This is a genomic window from Streptococcus jiangjianxini, assembly GCF_040225085.1.
In the GTDB taxonomy this organism is placed as follows: domain Bacteria; phylum Bacillota; class Bacilli; order Lactobacillales; family Streptococcaceae; genus Streptococcus; species Streptococcus jiangjianxini.
The window spans coordinates 23,617-43,141 of sequence record NZ_JBEHGL010000002.1; the positions used below are offsets into that span (position 1 = coordinate 23,617).

General features: G+C 38.7%; 16 protein-coding genes, 3 tRNA genes and 1 other RNA gene. 3 read left to right on the top strand and 17 right to left on the bottom strand.

The genetic code is table 11. The features are described from left to right. Nucleotides 1-66: 66 nt before the first annotated feature. Nucleotides 67-3,171, bottom strand: coding sequence for a DNA polymerase III subunit alpha (locus tag ABP870_RS01285; protein ID WP_350013701.1), 3,105 nt, complete (start codon nt 3,169-3,171; stop codon nt 67-69). Nucleotides 3,172-3,245: 74 nt separating this feature from the next. Continuing rightward, nucleotides 3,246-3,593, bottom strand: a transfer-messenger RNA (tmRNA) gene (gene ssrA / locus ABP870_RS01290). A gap of 77 nt (nt 3,594-3,670) precedes the next feature. Here ssrA and ABP870_RS01295 point away from each other — a divergent pair. Further along, nucleotides 3,671-4,279, top strand: a complete 609-nt coding sequence (locus ABP870_RS01295; protein ID WP_350013702.1) for a TVP38/TMEM64 family protein — start codon at nt 3,671-3,673, stop codon at nt 4,277-4,279. A 105-nt stretch (nt 4,280-4,384) separates the two neighbouring features. Beyond that, nucleotides 4,385-5,011, top strand: a complete 627-nt coding sequence (locus tag ABP870_RS01300) for a DUF3862 domain-containing protein (protein ID WP_350013703.1) — start codon at nt 4,385-4,387, stop codon at nt 5,009-5,011. A 962-nt stretch (nt 5,012-5,973) separates the two neighbouring features. On the opposite strand, the gene ABP870_RS01305 is transcribed toward ABP870_RS01300, so the two are convergent. The 9 genes from ABP870_RS01305 to parE all read right to left on the bottom strand — a co-directional run bounded on the left by ABP870_RS01305 (nt 5,974) and on the right by parE (nt 14,717). Further along, nucleotides 5,974-6,045 (bottom strand) — tRNA-Arg (locus ABP870_RS01305). Nucleotides 6,046-6,111: 66 nt separating this feature from the next. Next, nucleotides 6,112-7,314 carry a 30S ribosomal protein S1 gene (gene rpsA / locus ABP870_RS01310; protein WP_062708756.1) on the bottom strand — a complete coding sequence of 401 codons (1,203 nt, stop codon included), beginning with the start codon at nt 7,312-7,314 and terminating at the stop codon, nt 6,112-6,114. Between the two features lie 122 nt (nt 7,315-7,436). After that, nucleotides 7,437-7,508: transfer RNA gene (locus ABP870_RS01315), tRNA-Gln, on the bottom strand. Between the two features lie 5 nt (nt 7,509-7,513). Beyond that, a tRNA-Tyr gene (locus ABP870_RS01320) sits at nt 7,514-7,594 on the bottom strand. A gap of 58 nt (nt 7,595-7,652) precedes the next feature. Continuing rightward, on the bottom strand, nt 7,653-7,883 hold the full coding sequence (locus ABP870_RS01325; protein WP_350013838.1) for a DUF2969 domain-containing protein: 231 nt from the start codon (nt 7,881-7,883) through the stop codon (nt 7,653-7,655). A 298-nt stretch (nt 7,884-8,181) separates the two neighbouring features. Beyond that, nucleotides 8,182-9,207 carry a branched-chain amino acid aminotransferase gene (locus tag ABP870_RS01330; protein ID WP_350013704.1) on the bottom strand — a complete coding sequence of 342 codons (1,026 nt, stop codon included), beginning with the start codon at nt 9,205-9,207 and terminating at the stop codon, nt 8,182-8,184. Between the two features lie 178 nt (nt 9,208-9,385). After that, on the bottom strand, nt 9,386-11,845 hold the full coding sequence (parC, locus tag ABP870_RS01335) for a DNA topoisomerase IV subunit A (RefSeq protein ID WP_350013705.1): 2,460 nt from the start codon (nt 11,843-11,845) through the stop codon (nt 9,386-9,388). Between the two features lie 320 nt (nt 11,846-12,165). Beyond that, nucleotides 12,166-12,585, bottom strand: a complete 420-nt coding sequence (locus ABP870_RS01340; protein WP_350013706.1) for a YkvA family protein — start codon at nt 12,583-12,585, stop codon at nt 12,166-12,168. A gap of 182 nt (nt 12,586-12,767) precedes the next feature. Continuing rightward, the gene (gene parE / locus ABP870_RS01345; protein WP_350013707.1) at nt 12,768-14,717 is read right to left on the bottom strand and encodes a DNA topoisomerase IV subunit B; all 1,950 of its coding nucleotides are present in this window, start codon (nt 14,715-14,717) and stop codon (nt 12,768-12,770) included. Nucleotides 14,718-14,840: 123 nt separating this feature from the next. Here parE and plsY point away from each other — a divergent pair, with 123 nt between their 5' ends. Beyond that, nucleotides 14,841-15,476 carry a glycerol-3-phosphate 1-O-acyltransferase PlsY gene (gene plsY, locus ABP870_RS01350; protein WP_350013708.1) on the top strand — a complete coding sequence of 212 codons (636 nt, stop codon included), beginning with the start codon at nt 14,841-14,843 and terminating at the stop codon, nt 15,474-15,476. Between the two features lie 69 nt (nt 15,477-15,545). On the opposite strand, the gene ABP870_RS01355 is transcribed toward plsY, so the two are convergent. From ABP870_RS01355 to ABP870_RS01380, 6 genes are all read right to left on the bottom strand, one after another. Beyond that, nucleotides 15,546-16,814 carry a dihydroorotase gene (locus ABP870_RS01355; protein WP_350013709.1) on the bottom strand — a complete coding sequence of 423 codons (1,269 nt, stop codon included), beginning with the start codon at nt 16,812-16,814 and terminating at the stop codon, nt 15,546-15,548. A 28-nt stretch (nt 16,815-16,842) separates the two neighbouring features. Continuing rightward, nucleotides 16,843-17,181: a MazG nucleotide pyrophosphohydrolase domain-containing protein gene (locus ABP870_RS01360; RefSeq protein WP_350013710.1), complete on the bottom strand. Its 339-nt coding sequence runs from the start codon at nt 17,179-17,181 to the stop codon at nt 16,843-16,845. Between the two features lie 57 nt (nt 17,182-17,238). After that, nucleotides 17,239-17,358 (bottom strand): DUF1398 family protein, encoded by a 120-nt coding sequence (locus ABP870_RS01365; protein WP_350013839.1) that lies wholly within the window; start codon nt 17,356-17,358, stop codon nt 17,239-17,241. A gap of 238 nt (nt 17,359-17,596) precedes the next feature. Beyond that, nucleotides 17,597-18,250 (bottom strand): uracil-DNA glycosylase, encoded by a 654-nt coding sequence (locus ABP870_RS01370; protein WP_350013711.1) that lies wholly within the window; start codon nt 18,248-18,250, stop codon nt 17,597-17,599. 9 nt (nt 18,251-18,259) lie between these two features. Continuing rightward, nucleotides 18,260-18,760, bottom strand: a complete 501-nt coding sequence (locus tag ABP870_RS01375) for a YbhB/YbcL family Raf kinase inhibitor-like protein (RefSeq protein WP_350013712.1) — start codon at nt 18,758-18,760, stop codon at nt 18,260-18,262. A 79-nt stretch (nt 18,761-18,839) separates the two neighbouring features. Then, nucleotides 18,840-19,514 (bottom strand): amino acid ABC transporter permease, encoded by a 675-nt coding sequence (locus ABP870_RS01380; RefSeq protein WP_350013713.1) that lies wholly within the window; start codon nt 19,512-19,514, stop codon nt 18,840-18,842. Nucleotides 19,515-19,525 lie beyond the last annotated feature (11 nt).

Consider the following 19,525-nt stretch of genomic DNA (forward strand, 5'->3'; position numbering starts at 1 on the left):
CTTTACATTTTTAACTTCTCCATTATAGCATATTCACCCTTGAAACGGGAGGATTTCTACCATAATTTAGCGAAAAACCGTTTTCATGACGTATGGTTTTAAATCTTCATCTAAAATTTGTGATTTTTCAACAAAATATGTCTTACTTTGAATGGTTTCATGGCTTTCTTGATAGTGAATCACTACTGGAATATTACCCGAATGCTCTTTCAAAATTCTCGCAATAATCAAATCGTGATCATGGTTTCGAACTTGAATCCAATATTTTTCCGTCCTTGCTATTTCAAGCTGATTTAAAATCAGTTGTGTGCGTCCATCACGCTCTTGTGTACGACCAGTGAAATAGTAAATCCCTTCTTCTTTTAACTGACTTGACAAATGATGGTAAGTTTCTGGAAATACGGTGACATCCATTTGTCGATCAGTATCTGTTACTCTCAAAAATGCCATTTGCTGACCACTTGATTTGGTTCTAATGATTTTTATAGATACAATTTGACCCAAGATAGTAACGGTTCGATTAGCTGTCAAATGCGCTATTCTATCTATGGAACGAACATTGTTGGTCATCAATTCTTTCAAGGGGTGTGGACTCAGACCAATTCCTAAAATGGCAACTTCCTGACGATACTTTTCAGCATTGGAATAGTCAGCTTCTTCTATCCAATTATAGGATGATTCCGCAAAAAGACTTCCGAGTTCTTGAACAAAGAGAATTAGATTGTCCAAGTTTGCTTCAATTTTATGACGGTTTTTCTCAAATTGATCAAATAAACCAACTTGTATGAGGGGAAGCACCATTTCTGACTTTTGAAAATTTTCTGGTAAGCGTGTTAAGAAATCTTCAACGCCATGAAAAGGCCTATTTTGGATAATCCAATAAGCTAATTCTCTTGGTAACCCTTTGATATTTTTTAACCCTAAGTAAATTTGACCGTTTGAAATGTTATCCTTATAAGGGATATGATTGATTGATAACTTTGATAGGGTGAAACCTGAAGTCAAAGCATCATCTAAATAATCACTACTCGAATAATTGAGCATAATATCATAAAAAATGGAAGGATAATGAGCTTTAAAGTAAGCCAGTTGAAAAGCTAAAGCCGAGTATGCAAAGGCATGACTTCTGTTAAATCCGTAACCTGCAAACTTAGCCATCATTTCAAATAAGCGTCTGGCCGTTTTTGGATTTCTGCCCAATTCTTTGGCTCCTGCTAAAAAGTCGACTTCCATCTTCTGCATTTCAGCAGCATTTTTCTTAGACATGGCTCGACGCAGCATGTCCGCTTTACCAAGCGTAAACCCTGAAAAGACCTGGGCAATTTGCATGACCTGCTCTTGATAGAGCATGATGCCAAAAGTTGGCTCTAAAATCGCTGCTACTACAGGATCAATTAAATCAATGGTTTCCTTGCCATATTTTCGTGAAATGAAATTATCAATATAATCACTTGATCCTGGTCGATTTAGACTTGTTGTTGCAACAATCTCTTCAAATCGAGCTGGTTTAATGCGTTTTAAAAGATTGATAGCACCGGCTTGCTCAAATTGAAAAATACCTTTAGTTCTTCCAGCGGCAAATAGTTTCAAGGTCTCCTGATCTTCTAAATCAATATCTTCAATAACAATTTGTTCTCCTAATTCAGAAGCTACCTTCTCTTTCATTTTCTGAACAAAGGTCAAATTTCGTAAGCCCAGAAAATCCATTTTTAGCAAACCGTTAGCTTCTACAGCATCGGCATCATATTGAGTGATCAGCATCTCTTCACCAGATTTTAATGGGATATGATCTGTTAATAAATCATCACTCATCACCACACCAGCAGCATGAATTGAAGTCTGACGCGGTTTGCCCTCGATTCTTTTAGCAATCTCAAAGGCTCTTTGATACTCAGCTTTGCTATTAATAATCTGTCTAAAAGACATGTTCCTTTCGTAAACACTGGTCAAATTATCGCGAAATGAAATTTTCTTCGTTATATTGGTAAGCTCATATTCTGCAGCTCCAAAACGTTTGAAAACATCCCTAATAGCTTGTTTGGCGCCAAAGGTCGAAAAAGTTACAATTTGAGCAGCATGTTTAGATCCATAACGATCACGAACATAATGTAAGAACTCACTGCGGTAAATATCCGGTAAATCGATATCAATATCTGGCATGCTATACCGTTCAGCATTTAAAAACCGTTCAAACAGTAAGTCATTCTTTACAGGATCAATGCCAGTGATCGAAAGAGCATAAGCAACCAAACTTCCTGCTGCTGAACCTCGTCCCATCCCCATATAATAACCTTGCTGACGTCCAAAGGCTAATAAATCCCAAACAATCAAAAAGTAATCGTCAAACCCCATCTCATGAATGATGGTTAATTCTTTTTCTAGTCTCTCGTGATAGATTGGTGACGTTAGCCCCTTTTCTTGCAAGCCTGCAAACGTACGCTCTCTCAACTCGACATGGGCGTCTTTGTCACGGTTAAAACGTGGTAACTTTAAATCAGTATCAAATGTGTAGGAAATACCTTTGATAATTTCTGTTAATTGCGCTATTATCCCAGGAAAACGGCTTTCAAATGCTTCCTCCATTTGCTTTGCATCAGATAAAATAGAAAGCTGGGGCCTTATAGCGACTTCTTTCAAAGGCATATTTTCTTTAATGGCTTCAAGCATTTGAAGGGTTTCTTTATCTGCTGAATCAAAAGCAGTAACTTGGTGAAGAGGAAGAATTGGTCTATTAAAGGATTGAACGGGAGTATCTAAACCAACGCCTATTGTGAATGGTACTGGAATATCTAAAGAATCGATACCCTCATAATAAGGAATAATAGGTAGTATACTGTCAAAATAGGATAATAAATCCTCAAATCGTCGATTGCCTGTCATCACCTCAGTTGATAATTTCATCAAGTTTCTATATCCTTCCGAATTTAGAGCAACCAAGCGGCATTCTATCTGACTATCTTGGTAAAGCAAGTTTGTTGAAAGTCCAACAATTGGCTGGATACCTGCTGTTTTGGATTTTTGAATAAAATGATAGGCAGCATATAAATTATCCCTATCCATAATTCCTAAACTCGAGTAACCAAGTTCTTTTCCTCGAGAAATATAGGTATCTATATCTATGAGACTCTCCATAAAGCTATAGACCGTTTTTGTCTCTAATGGCACAAACATTTACTTCTCCCAAAATTCCTATCAAGCTTTAACATCAAAAAAGAACCCCTTTACCATTGCTGATAAAGGGGACATTATGGAGCCGGTGGGAGTCGAACCCACGTCCAAACACCTGCCATCATATTCGTCTACAACTATAGGTTATGCCTTCATTTAACTTAGTATCGACACATAACTCAACCCTATACTAAGCGAGTCTATCAATCTCTTTTTAAGTAGCTAGACAATACTTAAACGTAGCTTGCTAAAATAAGACTTGACCCGAAACACAAGCAATTCCAAGCAAGTCACACCCGCTGTTTTTTAGGCAGCTAAAGCGTAAGAAGTGTTATTTTTTGCAGTTATATTTAACTGACGTTTTACATCCGCACGATGAGTCGCAGAATATGCCACATAATGCCTGTCGAATCCGTAACGACCCCAAACAAAAGTGATAACAATAGTATATCAAATCTGGTTTCAAATAGCAAAAAAAATTCCGTTGTGGTATGATTGAGCTATGGAAATGAACTATAGCAAGCGCTACCGAATATTGCAAAAAATAATTAGAGGCATTGGCTTTCTCTGTTTGATTGCAACAGGCATTCTAATCCTCTGGCTATATCATATTGGTATATTAAATGATACTAATGTTTTAAAGACGGTTATTCAGCAACACAACATCATAGGACCTCTTATTTTTATCGCTATCCAAATCATCCAAGTGGTCTTTCCAGTTATCCCTGGTGGCTTAACTACCGTGGTAGGCTTTTGGGTCTTTGGGTGGTGGCAAGGTTTTATTTACAATTATCTCGGCATTATTATTGGAAGTGTTATCCTGTTTCTTTTAGTGAAACGCTTTGGTAGAAAATTTATTCTTCTTTTCGTTAAAGAAGACACTTTTTTCAAATACGAGCAAAAATTAGAGAGTAAACATTTCGAAAATCTTTTTATATTAAGTATGGTGGCTCCTGTGTCCCCTGCTGATATGATGGTTATGATTACTGCTCTAACTAGTATGACTTTGAAGCGCTTCATTATAATCATTCTTATAACCAAACCATTCTCCATTATCGGCTATAGTGCTTTATGGATTTACGGTGGAGACTGGGCTAAAAAATTTCTGTAAACTATTCGCAAGTTTCTGACTTACGGATCGTTTTTCTGTCTCATAATATTATGTTTTACCTAAAGATATGCTATAATACTCATAATTAATCAAAAAGGAATACATATGATTTTCAAAAAAATATTACCAGTAGCAACCTTAAGTTTAGCCCTCATTAGTCTTGCAGCGTGTTCAACAAACAAAGACGCTAATCCTAATGCCAAGAAAAAAGAACTCACCACTATACAATCAAAATCAGAACCCAGACAAGATCCACAAGTACGCTTAAAGTTCAACGATATTAAAACAGCAACTGCTGCCAATGACTTTAAGGGAGGGACATCACTTGAACAAGTAAAAGCTTTATATGGTGAACCAAAATCACACACTACAAAACCTGCTGGAGATGTAACATTAGATGTTTACACCTGGGAGATTGACGGGGCTACAATTAGTGTACAATTATTTGAAGATAGCACTATTGCCAGAGCCATTTCAAATTTTGCCTTTGAACGGAAACAAACCATTACAAAGAAAATTTACGATGACAAATTACCTAATGATTTAACCTTCACAGAAGTCACTGAAATTCTCGGGCAACCTGATGTCATGTCTCAAGCTGTTTCGTCCGATGGAGAACAACTACAGGCTCTATGGTCAAGTAATTTAAAAGGAAAAGACAATACTCGACAAATTGAATTAATTTTTAAAAATGGGAAACTCAGTAAGAAATCACAAAATGGATTAGAATAAAAATAGCCGCTTAAGTTCTGCTGACTGACGAAAGCATTATTGTTTTTCTTATTAAGTCGTAATCATTTTGAGTTGTGTTGCTTGACATGTCAGGACTGTTTCTTTATGGTCATTCAATCGCCTCTTTGCCATGACTATATCGCTTTCTTTCCGACAGTTTGACAAAAGTGATGACGATTTCTTCACTCAGGTGATACTTAAACGAATACTTTTTTATCCAAAGATTCTTAAGCAGTCCTATCGCCTTTTTCATTTCAGTATAAGTTAATTTATCAGCTAGTGAATAACCTTTTTTCATCTAGCGAGGACCAGTTTCTAGACTCTTTGTAGTTCTTTGCCAACTGAAGTGAGTATATGAATAGCTAACACCTAGAGAGGACTGAATCGGTCTTCTCTTTTTTTTATTGAGTATAACTTTTTGGTTGACGATGGTAGGAATTTGATGTTTTTTTGGAGGCAAGAGTTATCTCAACTACCGCTATTGTTCCGCAATTCTTGCATCTCAAACGATGCTTTCTGATACAAATCAACATCTTATAGCCTGCATAGTAAAAGAAGGAAACATTGGGTTTTCGTTAAAAATCGTCTTCCCCATCTGAATTTGGCAGTTGACATAAGCTGATGCATCATCACATCATCCAGCGCACCCTTCAATTCCTTGTGGTTGCCTATATCGAACATTCCTTGTCAAATATCGTATTTTGGCCTCACATTCTCAATAACATAATGTTGTTATATATGAGTCTTTTTAATGATGATTTGTTCACTTATTATTATAAGTCTATAAATTCTTTCATATACTCAAAAAGGTCTAGAACGTCCATATAGGGATTTACCCATTGCAGAAATTATAGAGCCTTAAACAAGGCTTTAAACCTAATAAAAAGAGAGAAACCATCTGATTCTCTCTCGTACTTAATGATAAAGGCACTGGCCTATAAAAGGTTTTTAGTCTATTTTTATCCACCTTGAGGGAATCGAACCCCCATCTCAAGAACCGGAATCTTACGTGATATCCATTACACTAAAGGTGGAGAACTTGAGTCAGGATACAACTCAAGTTAACAAAAAGCTTGCTTAGCAAGCCTTTTATTTTTTAATTACAATTCAATGTCACCAAATAGGTCAGCCATTGAGAAACCGGTTTGAGTTTCTGGCAACTCGTAATCACGTTTTGCTTCACGTCTTGGACGACGTGGGCGTGATTGACGTTTTTCACTGTTATCACCTTCAGCTTGTGCTGGACGCTCTTCAAGAGCTTTGATTGAAAGTGAAACACGTTCTGCTGATGAATCAACTTCAAGAACTTTAACAGTCACATCTTGACCTACTGAAAGAACATCTTTAGGATTTTCAACACGTTTGTGTGAAATTTGTGAGATGTGAACAAGTCCATCAATACCTGGAAGTACTTCTACGAAAGCACCGAAGTCTGTAAGACGTTTAACTTTACCTTCGATAACATCACCTTTAGCCAATTTTTGATCAACACCATCCCATGGTCCAGGTGTAGTAGCTTTAAGTGAAAGTGAAATACGCCCAGCTTCTTCATCAATTGAAAGAACTTTAACCTCTACTTCCTCACCAACTGACACAACAGATTTAGGTGATACGTTACGTTCATGTGACAATTCAGTTACGTGAACAAGTCCATCGACACCACCAAGGTCAATAAAAGCACCGAAGCTTGTCAAACGAGCAACTTTACCAGTCACTACTGAACCTTCTTCAATTTTAGAGAAGATTTCTTTACGCGCTTCTGCAGCTTCTGCTTCAACAACATCACGACGTGACAAGATGAAACGGTTTTCTGATGGGTCAACTTCTTTGATTTTTGCATCAAATTCTTGACCTACAAATTGCTCAGTGTTACGTACGAAACGAGTATCAATCATTGAAGCTGGAATAAATCCGCGAAGACCTTCAAATTCTACTGAAAGGCCACCTTTAACGGCACGAGTGCCTTTAACTGTAACAACTTCATCTTCACGTCCAACAAGTTTGTCCCAAGCTTTGCGAGCTTCCAAGCGTTTTTTAGATACCAAGTAAGTTACTGTATCAGTGTCTTTCCCTACAACTTGACGAAGAACAAGTACTTCAATCGTTTCGTCAGCTTTAACAAGGTCGTTAATATCTGCATCGCGGTCATTTGTCAATTCACGAAGAGTAAGAACGGCTTCAACACCTGTACCTTCGATAACAAGGTTTGCTTGATCGTTATCAACTGTTAAAACTTCTGCAGTGACAACGTCACCAGGGTTAACTTCGCTAACACTGTTTAGCAAATCTTCAAATTCATTCATTCTAAAAAATCCTCCAACAAAAATCAGCCAATTCTGATTTTTGATACCAATATATTTTCTCAAGGTAACTCGCAAGGGCACAACTGATCGCTAAGACAATTAGGCTTTGCCACATACCATGACTGGGGTAGCTGGATTCGAACCAACGCATGAGGGAGTCAAAGTCCCTTGCCTTACCGCTTGGCTATACCCCAAAGAATGGAGAGAGAGGGATTCGAACCCCCGAACCCGAAGGAGCGGATTTACAGTCCGCCGCGTTTAGCCACTTCGCTATCTCTCCAAACAACAAAAACTATTCTACCATAGTTTTTGTTTAGCCGCAAGAGGTTTATCCACTTTTAATTGTTTAAATTATAATTAGCAATAACGACTTGAACAGCACTGTCTAACGTTTTATGGAATTCTGTCACTGTTTCTTTGTCTACGATGGCAAAGCGATTGTCTAATTCAGCAATTTCACCAATCATTTTTTTACCAGCTTGTAGCTGGTAACCAGACACTTTTTGCTTATTTACCGTAATTTGTGCGTCGCTCACTTGAATTTCAATTTTTTTATCTTTTTTACTCATTTTGTCTTGGTATAGTTTCAAGCTTATCAGCATAAAACTACATTTTCTCCTTATCTTACTAGAAAGTATTTTACCGAAAAACCAAAAAGCTTGCAAGGGTGTAGACAGACAGTTGACGAAAAAGTCGAGGTTGGGTAATTTTCTTTTATTCTTTTTATTTGATTTAGGAAAGAAAAACGCTTAGAAAGGTTTATTTAACAACCTTTCTAAACGTTTTTTCTAGTTAATCTTACAGTTCCAATTTTCTATCGTTTGAAGGGGGCACTTGCAGAAGTTTGCAAGACTAGAACCTTACTTTTTAATAATCAACTTTGACAATCCATCCTTCTGGTGCTTCAACATCGCCAAATTGAATGCCAACAAGCTCATCATATAATTGACGAGTTACCGGACCTACTTCCGTCTCACTGTAAAAGACATGCAGTTTATCTTGATACTGAATGCCACCGATTGGAGATATGACCGCGGCAGTTCCACAGGCACCCGCTTCTACAAATCGATCTAGTTGATCAATTGGCACATCTCCCTCAACGGTTTTCATTCCCAGACGAGTTTCGGCTAATTCTAGTAATGAATATTTTGTGATGGATGGCAAAATCGAGGGACTTAATGGTGTGACAAATTCGTTATCTGCTGTAATACCAAAAAAGTTTGCAGCTCCAACTTCTTCAATTTTTGAGTGTGTGGCTGGATCGAGATAGATAACGTCAGAAAATCCTGCTGCCTTAGCTTTTTTACCCGGTAGGAGACTAGCGGCATAATTACCACCAACTTTAGCTGCTCCTGTTCCATAAGGAGCAGCACGATCAAAGTCTTCGGATACAATAAAATTCGTTGGTGTGAGCCCACCTTTAAAGTATGCTCCTACTGGCATTGCAAAAACGGTGAAAATATACTCCTGCGCGGGATAAACACCAATAACATCACCAATGCCGATTACTAACGGACGTAAATAAAGGGTACCTCCTGTTCCATAAGGAGGTACATACTCATGGTTTGCTTTCACGACTGCTTTACAAGCCTCAATAAATTTATCAGTTGGTACTTGTGGCATCAATAGACGCTTTGCAGTATTTTGCAAACGTTCTGCATTTTTATCAGGGCGAAACAATTGAATACTACCGTCCTTAGTGCGATAAGCTTTCAAACCCTCAAAAGCTTGTTGCCCATAGTTGATGGCTGGTGAACTTTCTGGAATGCTTAATGTTGCTTTTTCTGTTAATCCACCATCGTCCCATTTTCCATCCTTAAAATGCGAAACATAACGATAAGGTAATTTGTGATATGAAAATCCTAGGTTTTCCCAATCTAATTCTACTACCATAAGTAACCTCTTTTCTTTAAAAGTTGTTGTCTAGTATAGCTCATTTTTTTGATGTTTTCAATACTTTTTTGTAAAATTCTGACAATTTTACAAAAAAAAAGAATCTGGAAAAACCCAGACTCTTTTCAACATTGCATAGTTAGTCACCGTTTAAAGTCATTTCAACGATAAATAGGCATTAGATGATTCTGGCGAAAAACACACCTTGCTCTGATATGCTATCTGAAATAAAGGAACCATTACTTGTTCTTTCGGAAAGGCTTAAGGCAGTTAAATCTATTTCTTTCGTCTCTCCTGTATTGGATACGATTTCTAACAGAACTTGCTCGTTTTCAGCAGGCGTTGAGAAGAGATCCATTTCGTTCCCTAAATTTTCTTCCATAACATGAATTGGCCCTGCCTGAAAGACACGGTGTGGTTTTGATTTTAATTCGCGAAGGACTTGTAACCCACGTCCAGCTCGTTTGCTCAAGGGAATATCTGAGACTTTCATCCGTTTGAGACTTCCTCTTTGAGTCAACAAATAAAAACTTGAGGCATTTGTTAAAAAAACACTTTGAACATAGTCATCATTTTTAAGATTGATAGCTTTAACCCCTGCAGCTTTTGGTCCAACCACTGGCACTTCTTCCGCATTAAAATGCAGAGCATACCCTTTATGAGTTACTACCATAATATCTGCTAGATTGATAGGGGTAACCGTCACCACTTTGTCAGTATCGCTTTTAAGTTTAGCGAATTTCACAGATTTTGTCCGATAAGTACGCCAAGGTGATAACTCTTTACGTTCAAAACGTTTGATTTGACCTTCTTGAGTAGCAGCCATATAAATTCCTGAGTCAAAATGATCAAGAATTTCCGCATGAAGCACTTCTTCATCATTGTTGATATTAGTGATAGTTTGAGAGAGATGTTCTCCAATATCTTTCCAACGAATATCTGTTAATTCATGAACCGGTCGATAAATGACATTCCCTTTGCTAGTAAAAATCAATAAGTGTTGTGTTGTCTTAGCTTGTGCATAGAAAATTAAATCATCATCATCTCTTTTACCAAGTTCATCAACTGTTGAAGCATTAAATGAACGTGGGCTGGTGCGTTTGATGTAACCGCCACGAGTAACACTGACAAAAGTCTCTTCCTCAACGATAAGACTTGCTGTATCGATTTCAATGGTTGCTGCTTCTGCTTCTAAATCAGAACGACGAGGATTGCCAAACTGTTTTTTAATCTCACGAAGTTCACGTTTCATCACATTGTACATGGTTCGTTCGTCACCAATAATTGCCGTCAAAGTCGCAATAAGTTCGCGTAATTCTGTTTCCTCATTCTGCAAGGTCACAATATCAGTATTGGTCAAGCGATAAAGTTGTAGAGTGACGATGGCTTCTGCCTGCTCTTCTGAAAAATCATAAGATACTTTTAGATTTTCTTTAGCGTCAGCTTTATTCTCAGAAGCACGAATGAGGGTAATCACTTCATCTAAAATAGACAATACACGAATCAGCCCCTCCACAATATGAAGGCGTTTTTCAGCTTTTTCTTTGTCAAATTTTGAACGAGCAATGATAACGTCTCGACGGTGTGCGATATAGCTAGATAGGATTTTTTGCAGTCCAACTTGTCTAGGCGTGTAATTATCAATCGCCACCATATTGAAGTTATAATTGACTTGTAAGTCTGTATATTTAAAGAGGTAATTTAAGATGGTTTTGGTATCTGCATCCTTCTTGAGTTCAATCGCAATACGCAAGCCTTCACGGTCAGATTCATCACGAACCTCGGAAATACCAGGAACTTTATTATTCACACGAACATCATCGATTTTCTTGACAAGAACAGCCTTGTTGATTTCGTAGGGGATTTCCGTGATAATGATTTGTTCTTTACCACCGCGAAGCGTTTCAATTTCAGTACGAGAACGAACTACAACTCGCCCCTTTCCTGTCTCATAAGCCTTGCGAATCTCATCTTTTCCCTGAATGATTGCCCCCGTTGGAAAATCAGGTCCAGGGAGAAATTCCATTAATTTATCTAACTTGGCAGACGGATGGTCAATCATATAGACGACCGCATCAATCACTTCTGCTAAATTATGAGGCGGAATATCCGTGGCATAACCAGCCGAAATTCCTGTGGCACCATTGACCAAAAGGTTAGGAAAAGCAGCTGGTAAAACAGTCGGCTCTTTTTCAGTATCATCAAAGTTCCAAGCCCAAGGGACTGTTTTTTTCTCAATATCGCGTAAAAGATGACCAGCAATCTCAGATAATCTGGCTTCCGTATAACGCATTGCCGCAGGTGGGTCACCGTCCATAGAACCGTTGTTACCGTGCATTTCAACCAATATCTCACGATTTTTCCAATCCTGAGACATACGAACCATGGCATCATAAATAGAACTATCCCCATGAGGGTGATAGTTACCCATGATATTCCCAACAGATTTGGCAGATTTGCGAAAACCCTTGTCAAAGGTATTGCCATCCTTATTCATGGAATAAAGAATACGACGTTGGACGGGTTTTAAACCATCGCGAATATCTGGCAATGCTCTTTCTTGAATAATGTATTTGGAGTAACGACCAAAACGCTCTCCCATGATGTCCTCGAGGGACATGTTTTGAATGTTAGACATAGAATATTACGCTCATAAAAGGCAAAAAGTATGACATTAGTTTTTTCGAAATTATCTCTTTTTTTACAGCCTTTAGAGCGCATTCAACTCCTTCCATAGCATAAAAAGGGACGGTTGTTTGTGAAAACACCATAAAAAACAATAATCCAATCAAGACGCTCGCTTCTAGAGTGACTTGATTTTTCCTAAGTTTTAGTTCCTTATTTTGTTAGAAACGTTAACTAAAATGGACTCTTTTGATTCTCATAAGAAAGTAATAATTCTCTACCTTTTGGTATTGATACTTTTTCTTGTATCAAACATCTAGAGTCTTTACTAAATTATTGTTCCACGACTTGGTGACGACGTTCTTTCTGCCATCGACGATAATCTTCAACGTCTTTATTAACTAGTTTCCAACAAGCTGCCACAACAAGGGCATCATCCAATTGACCTAAAATGGGAATCCAATCTGGAACAACATCAATGGGCGATAGGAAATAGATAAGAGCGCTGACGATGGCTAGCATAGTTCTGCGAGGAGCACGTGTATAATCTTTTTTCCAGTAGCTACGAACCATGCTGATTAAAATTGGAAGCATCTTTAATTCCTGACGAATAAACGGAACCCACTTCATCCTCTTTTCTAGCTTTTCAAGAAATGGCTCCATTTTAGCATCATCTCTGAGCAATTCATCTGCTTTTTTATAGCGACTTTGTAGTTCCATCATGGCTTGTTTTTTATCGAAATATGTTTTCATCGTATGACCTCTCGTTCTGTTCTATCAAGGATGAGACTTTAAGATTAAGTTTTATCAAAAAATAATCTACTAATAAGACTGATTTTCAAAGGATAACTACTAAAATAATCAGGAGGGATTAAAACAGGATCAATACTTTTGCGGTTTGTTCTAGTATCTCATTAGTTATCGTAGAAGTCTCCTTAGAAAACGGTATTTTCTTCCAAGGTAAACTTGACATTATCTTCAATCCACTGGCGGCGTGGTGCTGCTTTGTCTCCCATGAGAACTGATACGCGGCGCTCTGCACGCGCTAGATCATCTATGGTTACTCTGATGAGCGTGCGCGTGTCTGGATTCATGGTTGTTTCCCAAAGCTGATCAGCATTCATCTCACCAAGACCTTTATAGCGTTGCAAGAGCGAGCCTTTGCCAAATTTTTGACGAAGTTCTTCTAACTCACCATCGCTCCAAGCATACTCAACCACTTCTTTCTTGCCTTTACCTTTTGACATCTTGTAAAGCGGTGGAAGAGCAATGAAGACATGCCCCGCTTCTACTAGAGGTCTCATATAACGGTAGAAGAAGGTTAAAAGCAGCGTTTGGATATGGGCTCCATCGGTATCGGCATCAGTCATGATAATAATTTTGTCATAGTTGATATCATCCAAACTAAAATCGGCACCTACTCCTGCGCCAATGGTATGAATCATAGTGTTGATTTCCTCATTTTTGAGAATATCAGTCATTTTAGCTTTTTCAGTATTCAAGACCTTACCACGAAGCGGCAAAATGGCTTGGAATTTTCGGTCACGTCCTTGTTTGGCAGATCCGCCAGCTGAATCTCCCTCGACCAAGTAAAGTTCATTTTTCTTAGCATTTTTAGACTGAGCTGGAGTCAATTTACCTGATAGAAGTCCCTTGTCCTTCTTATTCTTTTTGCCGTTGCGACTTTCATCACGCGCTTTACGGGCAGCTTCGCGAGCATCTCTAGCACGAATCGCTTTGCGAATAAGGTTTGAAGCTACTTCCCCATTTTCAAGTAGAAAATAGGTTAGTTTTTCAGAAACGATACCATCAACGACTGGTCTTGCTAAAGGAGACCCCAGTTTGTCCTTAGTTTGCCCTTCAAATTGGAGGTGTTCTTCAGGAACTAGGATTGACAAAACTGCCGATAAGCCTTCTCGATAATCAGAACCTTCTAAGTTTTTGTCCTTCTCTTTTAGTAATCCCGTTTTACGGGCATAGTCATTCATGGCTTTGGTAATAGCTGACTTTAGTCCTGTCTCATGTGTTCCACCGTCTTTGGTGCGGACATTATTAACAAAAGAAAGGATGTTATCTGAAAAACCATCGTTGTACTGCATCGCAATATCAACTTGAAACGCTTGGTCACTCCCTTCAATAGAGATGACTGGCGTCAAGGTTTCTTTATCTTCATTGAGGTAGGTAACAAAATCCTGCACACCGTTTTCGTAGTGGAATTCTTCGTGTATTTCTTCTTCCTGACGATGGTCAGTCAGCGTCATGGTAACATTCTTTAGAAGAAATGCAGACTCCTTAAGACGATCAGAGATGGTATTGAAACGGAAATCTGTCGTCGAAAAAATAGTAGCATCTGGCATAAAGGTAACCGTTGTTCCTGTTTTTGACTTAGGTGCCGTGCCAATTTTTTTCAAGCTAGTAGCAGGTTTTCCGCCATCTTCGAATCGCTGTTTGTATACCGCACCATCACGTGTAATCTCAACCTCTAACCAAGACGAGAGAGCATTAACAACCGAAGAACCAACACCGTGCAAGCCACCTGAAGTTTTGTAACCACCTTGACCAAACTTCCCACCCGCATGGAGAACTGTAAAGATAACCTGGACAGTCGGGATCCCCATGGCGTGTTTACCGGTTGGCATACCCCGACCGTTATCAGCGACACTAACCGAACCATCCTTATTGAGGGTTACGGAAATTTTTTCTCCAAATCCTGAGAGAGCTTCGTCGACAGCATTATCAACGATTTCCCAAACCAAGTGATGAAGACCTGTCGCATCCGTTGAGCCGATATACATGCCAGGACGTTTGCGGACAGCGTCCAATCCTTCTAAGACTTGAATGGCATCATCGCCGTAATTGTTAATATTAATTTCTTTTTTAGCCAAAATAGCCTCCAAATAGTTTCATCTTTCCTATATTACAAGTTTTCCAAAAAATTTGCAAAAAAATTTAAAGTATTGACCTTAAAATAAACTTGTTCGTTCAGTGTGCTATGCTATAATAGTGACATGAAAATAATTTTACTCATACTAGTGGCCTATTTATTAGGTTCAATTCCTACTGGACTTTGGATTGGTAAATATGTTTACCATATCAATTTACGTCATTTTGGTTCTGGAAATATGGGGACTACCAATACTTTCCGTATTTTAGGAAAAAAAGCTGGCCTAGTGACGCTCGCTGTTGATTTATTTAAAGGGACTTTACCAGTTCTCCTCGCCATTTGGTTAGATAGCCCTGTCTCTCCTTTACTTATTGGATTCTTTGCTATCATCGGACACACCTATCCGATTTTTGCCAATTTTAAAGGCGGTAAAGCTGTTGCTACCAGCGCAGGGGTCTTACTTGGATTCGCACCTGCATTTCTTTTCTATCTTTTTATTATTTTTGTGGTGACACTTCTTCTTTCTAGCATGATTTCCTTCACAAGTATTACAGTGGCTGTCGTTGCTGCTGTTAGTGTCTTACTTTTTCCTGCTTTCGATTTTATTCTAAAGGATTATGACATCTTGTTTACCCTTGTTGTATTAGCAATGGCAGGTGTCATTATCGTTCGTCACCAAGACAATATCCAACGAATCAAGGCTAAAAAAGAAAATCTTGTTCCTTTCGGACTAAATATCACTAAGCAAAAACCAAAATAAATAACCAAACTCCCTGTCAACAATATACTGGCAAGGAGTTTTCTTCTTATTCGACATTTAACTTAGATTTTAATTATTCTGATAAACAATACGACCGTCACAGATGGTATAAGCTATTTTTCCTTTGAGTTTTTCACCAACAAAGGGGGAATTAGATGCCTTGGATTTAAAATCTTCCGTTACAAAACGGTGTTCTTCTGAGAAAATCACTAAGTCAGCTGGCCCATTTTCTGCGACATAGCCTGCATCAAAACCATATAGTTGTGCTGGGTTAATTGTCATTTTAGCTAATAACTCAGAAAGAGATAAGTGACCCGCATCAACCAAGTAGGTCAAGCCTAAAGATAAGGATGTTTCTAATCCTGTCATACCTGAAGGAGCTTTTGTAACGTCAGAAACCTTTTTCTCATCCTTATGATGAGGCGCATGGTCAGTCGCAATAATCGAGATAACGCCTGATTTCAATCCTTCGATCACCGCTAATCGATCTTTTTCTAGACGTAGAGGTGGATTCATCTTGGCATTGGCACCTTTTTCTAGGAGGAGTGTTTCGGTTTTGGAAAAATGTTGTGGTGAGACTTCTGCGGTCACTTTAGCACCCAAGCCTTGAACAAATTCAACAATCTTGACAGATTCAGCTTTGGACAAATGTTGAACATGGAATTTGTTGCCCACCTCATAAGCAATCATAGCGTCTCTCGCCATCATAGAGTATTCGGCAACGCCTCGTGCACCGCCACAGCCAAAATGTTCCCGAGCAATGGTTTCGTTTAGCCCCAAAACACCATTAAGATTGGGATCTTCTTCGTGAAGAGCCACAATAGCATCCAATGCCTTAGCTTTTTTAAAAACCTGACGGACAACACCTGCATTTTCTAAAGGAATGCCGTCATCCGAAATCCCAACAGCTCCTGCTTTGAGGAGACTTTCAAAATCGGTCACTGTTTTACCATCAAAATCGAGGGTTGCTGAGACATTGGTCTTAACATGAATATCTTCTTTAGCGGCTGACTCTAAAACTTCTGTCAAGGTTTCCACAGTTGAAATAGTAGGATTAGTATTAGCCATCATCACGACCGTCGTAAATCCACCAGCAGCTGCTGCCTGAGCCCCCGTATGGATATCTTCTTTGTGGGTCTGCCCTGGCTCTCTAAAATGAACATGAATATCAACCAACCCGGGAGCAACTATTTTGCCACTAGCGTCAATGATTTGTGCATCTTTTACCTGAATGCCCTTGGCAATCTTGATAATTTTTTGATTATCAATCAAAATATCGGTCACATCATCAAATTGACTTTTAGGATCAATTAGGCGACCATTTTTTATGAGTATCATGGGTTCTCCTTCTAAACTACTGCAATTATTATAAATTTGAATGAAGATTGGACAAAAATGTTTCTAAGTTCTCTTCGTGCTGGTACTTAAGAGCTGCACTTCTATCTTTTTCAATAATAACACTGGTTAAATCAATCTGATTAACCGTAGCAATAGCGACAGCATAATGGATAAGATCTGCCAACTCTTTGCCAAGTTCTTCTTGCAAATTTTCATCACCTGAACTTTTTCGCTTAGCTCGTTTATTGAGCACTTCAGCAACTTCCCCCACTTCCTCAACTAACTTCATAAAAAAACCTTGTTCATCTCGATCATCGCCGTAATGATTGGCTAAATAGTTCTGTAAATCTGATAATGTTAATGACATGTTATTCTCTCCTTGAATATGAAATTAGACACTTGGAATATTCTCTATGATAACAGCTTAATCGTTTTGGTCATAATAAGTGCAGGATATCACTGCTAAATCAATGGTCCAGTAGGCAATACCTGATTCAGCCTTATCTTCACAAAAACTTGGAAATGTAGTTCTAACCTGATTGATGAGCTTTCAGCTTGTTCCTTGACTGCTCGAAGTGCAATTAAGATGTGAACTCGGTAGTCTGTTTATTGAGCAAAGGCACCTGCAAAATCTGTAAAAGTTACCAATCCTTTTTCAAGAGAAGCACTGTTTACTACCATACATACCTCGTTAAAAACTGGGATAAATTTCGAAAAATCTAGTATTGTTAACGGTTGATAAGCTACTTGATTATTGATGAAATCTAGCATACGTCGTCTTTCTACTGTAACCAATCAATGGGTTTCTGATGAGTCTTTTCTAAAAACTGGTTGGTTTTAGAGAAAGGCTTACTTCCAAAAAAGCCACGGTAGCTTGACAGTGGGCTCGGGTGCGGAGCCTCAAGAATGAGATGTCTCTGGTTTTTAATAAGTCTTTTTTTCTTACGAGCATAGGCACCCCAAAGAATGAAAACTAACGGTTCTTCTCTTTGATCAAGTAAAGAGATGACAGCATCAGTAAATGGCTCCCAAATAATATCCGCATGCCCATTCGCCTGTCCTGCAGGTACGGTTAGACAAGCATTTAGAAGAAGTACTCCCTGATCAGCCCAAGGGGTCAAGTCATGATGATTTCTAGGACCAATATCATTTGCTAATTCCCTCAAGATATTTTTCAAGGATGGCGGCGCCGGCATGTCATTAGGCACTGAAAAAGATAAGCCTTGTGCCTGCCCTGGTCCATGGTAAGGATCTTGACCAAGAATGAGAACCTTGACCTGATCGTAATCTGTGCTTGCAAGAGCTTTAAAAACGTTCTTTCGTTCGGGATAGATAATTTCCTGAGCGTACACAGCATCTAAGAAATGATTGATTTTAGAAAAATAGCCTGCCGGTAATTGTTTTTTTAACAAACCATGCCATTTAGAATGTCCCATATCTTACTCCTATGAACGTCCTACGAAATCATGACTGGCTTGAGCCAAGATATGACCATTCATGGCGTGACGAAGCTCATTAAGGAAGAAGCCTTCTTTTAAGTCAAGTTCTTTATCTAAAGCATAGACTGTCAAGGTATAAAGATGGTCTTTGTCGGGTGGGCAAGGACCGATATAAGTTTTTGACAAATCCCCAAAATCTTTAGCCATAAATTTACTGGTTAAACTATTTGAGCCTTTGAGGTGGTCTTTATCTTGATTAGCAAAATCTTCTGCAATATGAGTCTGTGCTGGAGAAACATTTGCCACAACCCAGTGGATGTACTCAAATCCACAGACTGGAATGGCATCAACATCCGTGAAAGTCCAGGCTAAACTGACTGTATTTTCAGGTAAATCGATTAGCTCAAAAGGAAAAGACGTTACAGAAAAACCATCAACTGGCTTGTCTGTGTATTTACTATACAAATCTGGAAGGGTATTGTTTTCAAAGCAATGTTGAATTTTCATCAGGACTACCTCAACTTTCTTAGTTCTATTTTAGCATAATGGTAAAAGAAAAAGGTTTGAAAGGGTATCCAAACCTGTCCTAATGTTTAAAAGCCAAACGTTTTTCCATTTTTTCTTGCCCAACAGCGTATAGTGTGCAAATAATCCAGTACATGAGGGCAACAACAATGTACACCGTCATGTAGTCTGATTTGGCACCACCGATAATTTTAGCCTTATTAAACATCTCCGGTACGGTAATCATCGCTGTCAGGGCTGTGCTTTTGACCATATCTAAGAGAACATTACTTAATGGAGGTAAGGCAATTCTGATAGCCTGTGGAATGATGACTTTGCGATAAATAATAGATGTTCTAAGCCCCAATGAACGTGCTGCTTCCCATTGGCCTTTGTCCACCGCAGCAAGTGATGAACGGATAATTTCAGAAATATAAGCACTAGACATCAAAGAAAAGGCTATGATCGTTGCAACTATAGCATCCAGTTCAATACCCATGAACGGTAGACCAAAGTAAATAAAGAAAAGCAGAACCATCAATGGAATCCCTCGCATGAGAGAGACATGGCTTGCTGCCAACCATCTCAATGGCCAAAGACGCGACAAACGACAAAGCGCAACAAAAAATCCTAGAATAGTTCCCAAGAAAAATCCGATTAGAGAAAGAGATAGAGTGTATGGGACCCCTTCTAAAATCACAGGGATAGCTTCAATAGCTAACTCTGGATTGAACAATGCTTGCCAGTTAATTGACATAATTCCTCCCA

Excerpts from the sequence above, each read along its gene's own strand:
- ABP870_RS01340 (WP_350013706.1), bottom strand. The coding sequence starts at position 12,585 with ATGAAAACATATTTCGATAAAAAACAAGCCATGATGGAACTACAAAGT.
- rpsA (WP_062708756.1), bottom strand. The coding sequence starts at position 7,314 with ATGAATGAATTTGAAGATTTGCTAAACAGTGTTAGCGAAGTTAACCCT.
- ABP870_RS01325 (WP_350013838.1), bottom strand. The coding sequence starts at position 7,883 with ATGAGTAAAAAAGATAAAAAAATTGAAATTCAAGTGAGCGACGCACAA.
- ABP870_RS01375 (WP_350013712.1), bottom strand. The coding sequence starts at position 18,760 with ATGAAAATTCAACATTGCTTTGAAAACAATACCCTTCCAGATTTGTAT.
- parC (WP_350013705.1), bottom strand. The coding sequence starts at position 11,845 with ATGTCTAACATTCAAAACATGTCCCTCGAGGACATCATGGGAGAGCGT.
- ABP870_RS01330 (WP_350013704.1), bottom strand. The coding sequence starts at position 9,207 with ATGGTAGTAGAATTAGATTGGGAAAACCTAGGATTTTCATATCACAAA.
- ABP870_RS01370 (WP_350013711.1), bottom strand. The coding sequence starts at position 18,250 with ATGGGACATTCTAAATGGCATGGTTTGTTAAAAAAACAATTACCGGCA.
- ABP870_RS01380 (WP_350013713.1), bottom strand. The coding sequence starts at position 19,514 with ATGTCAATTAACTGGCAAGCATTGTTCAATCCAGAGTTAGCTATTGAA.
- ABP870_RS01285 (WP_350013701.1), bottom strand. The coding sequence starts at position 3,171 with ATGTTTGTGCCATTAGAGACAAAAACGGTCTATAGCTTTATGGAGAGT.
- ABP870_RS01300 (WP_350013703.1), top strand. The coding sequence starts at position 4,385 with ATGATTTTCAAAAAAATATTACCAGTAGCAACCTTAAGTTTAGCCCTC.
- plsY (WP_350013708.1), top strand. The coding sequence starts at position 14,841 with ATGAAAATAATTTTACTCATACTAGTGGCCTATTTATTAGGTTCAATT.
- ABP870_RS01360 (WP_350013710.1), bottom strand. The coding sequence starts at position 17,181 with ATGTCATTAACATTATCAGATTTACAGAACTATTTAGCCAATCATTAC.
- ABP870_RS01295 (WP_350013702.1), top strand. The coding sequence starts at position 3,671 with ATGGAAATGAACTATAGCAAGCGCTACCGAATATTGCAAAAAATAATT.
- ABP870_RS01355 (WP_350013709.1), bottom strand. The coding sequence starts at position 16,814 with ATGATACTCATAAAAAATGGTCGCCTAATTGATCCTAAAAGTCAATTT.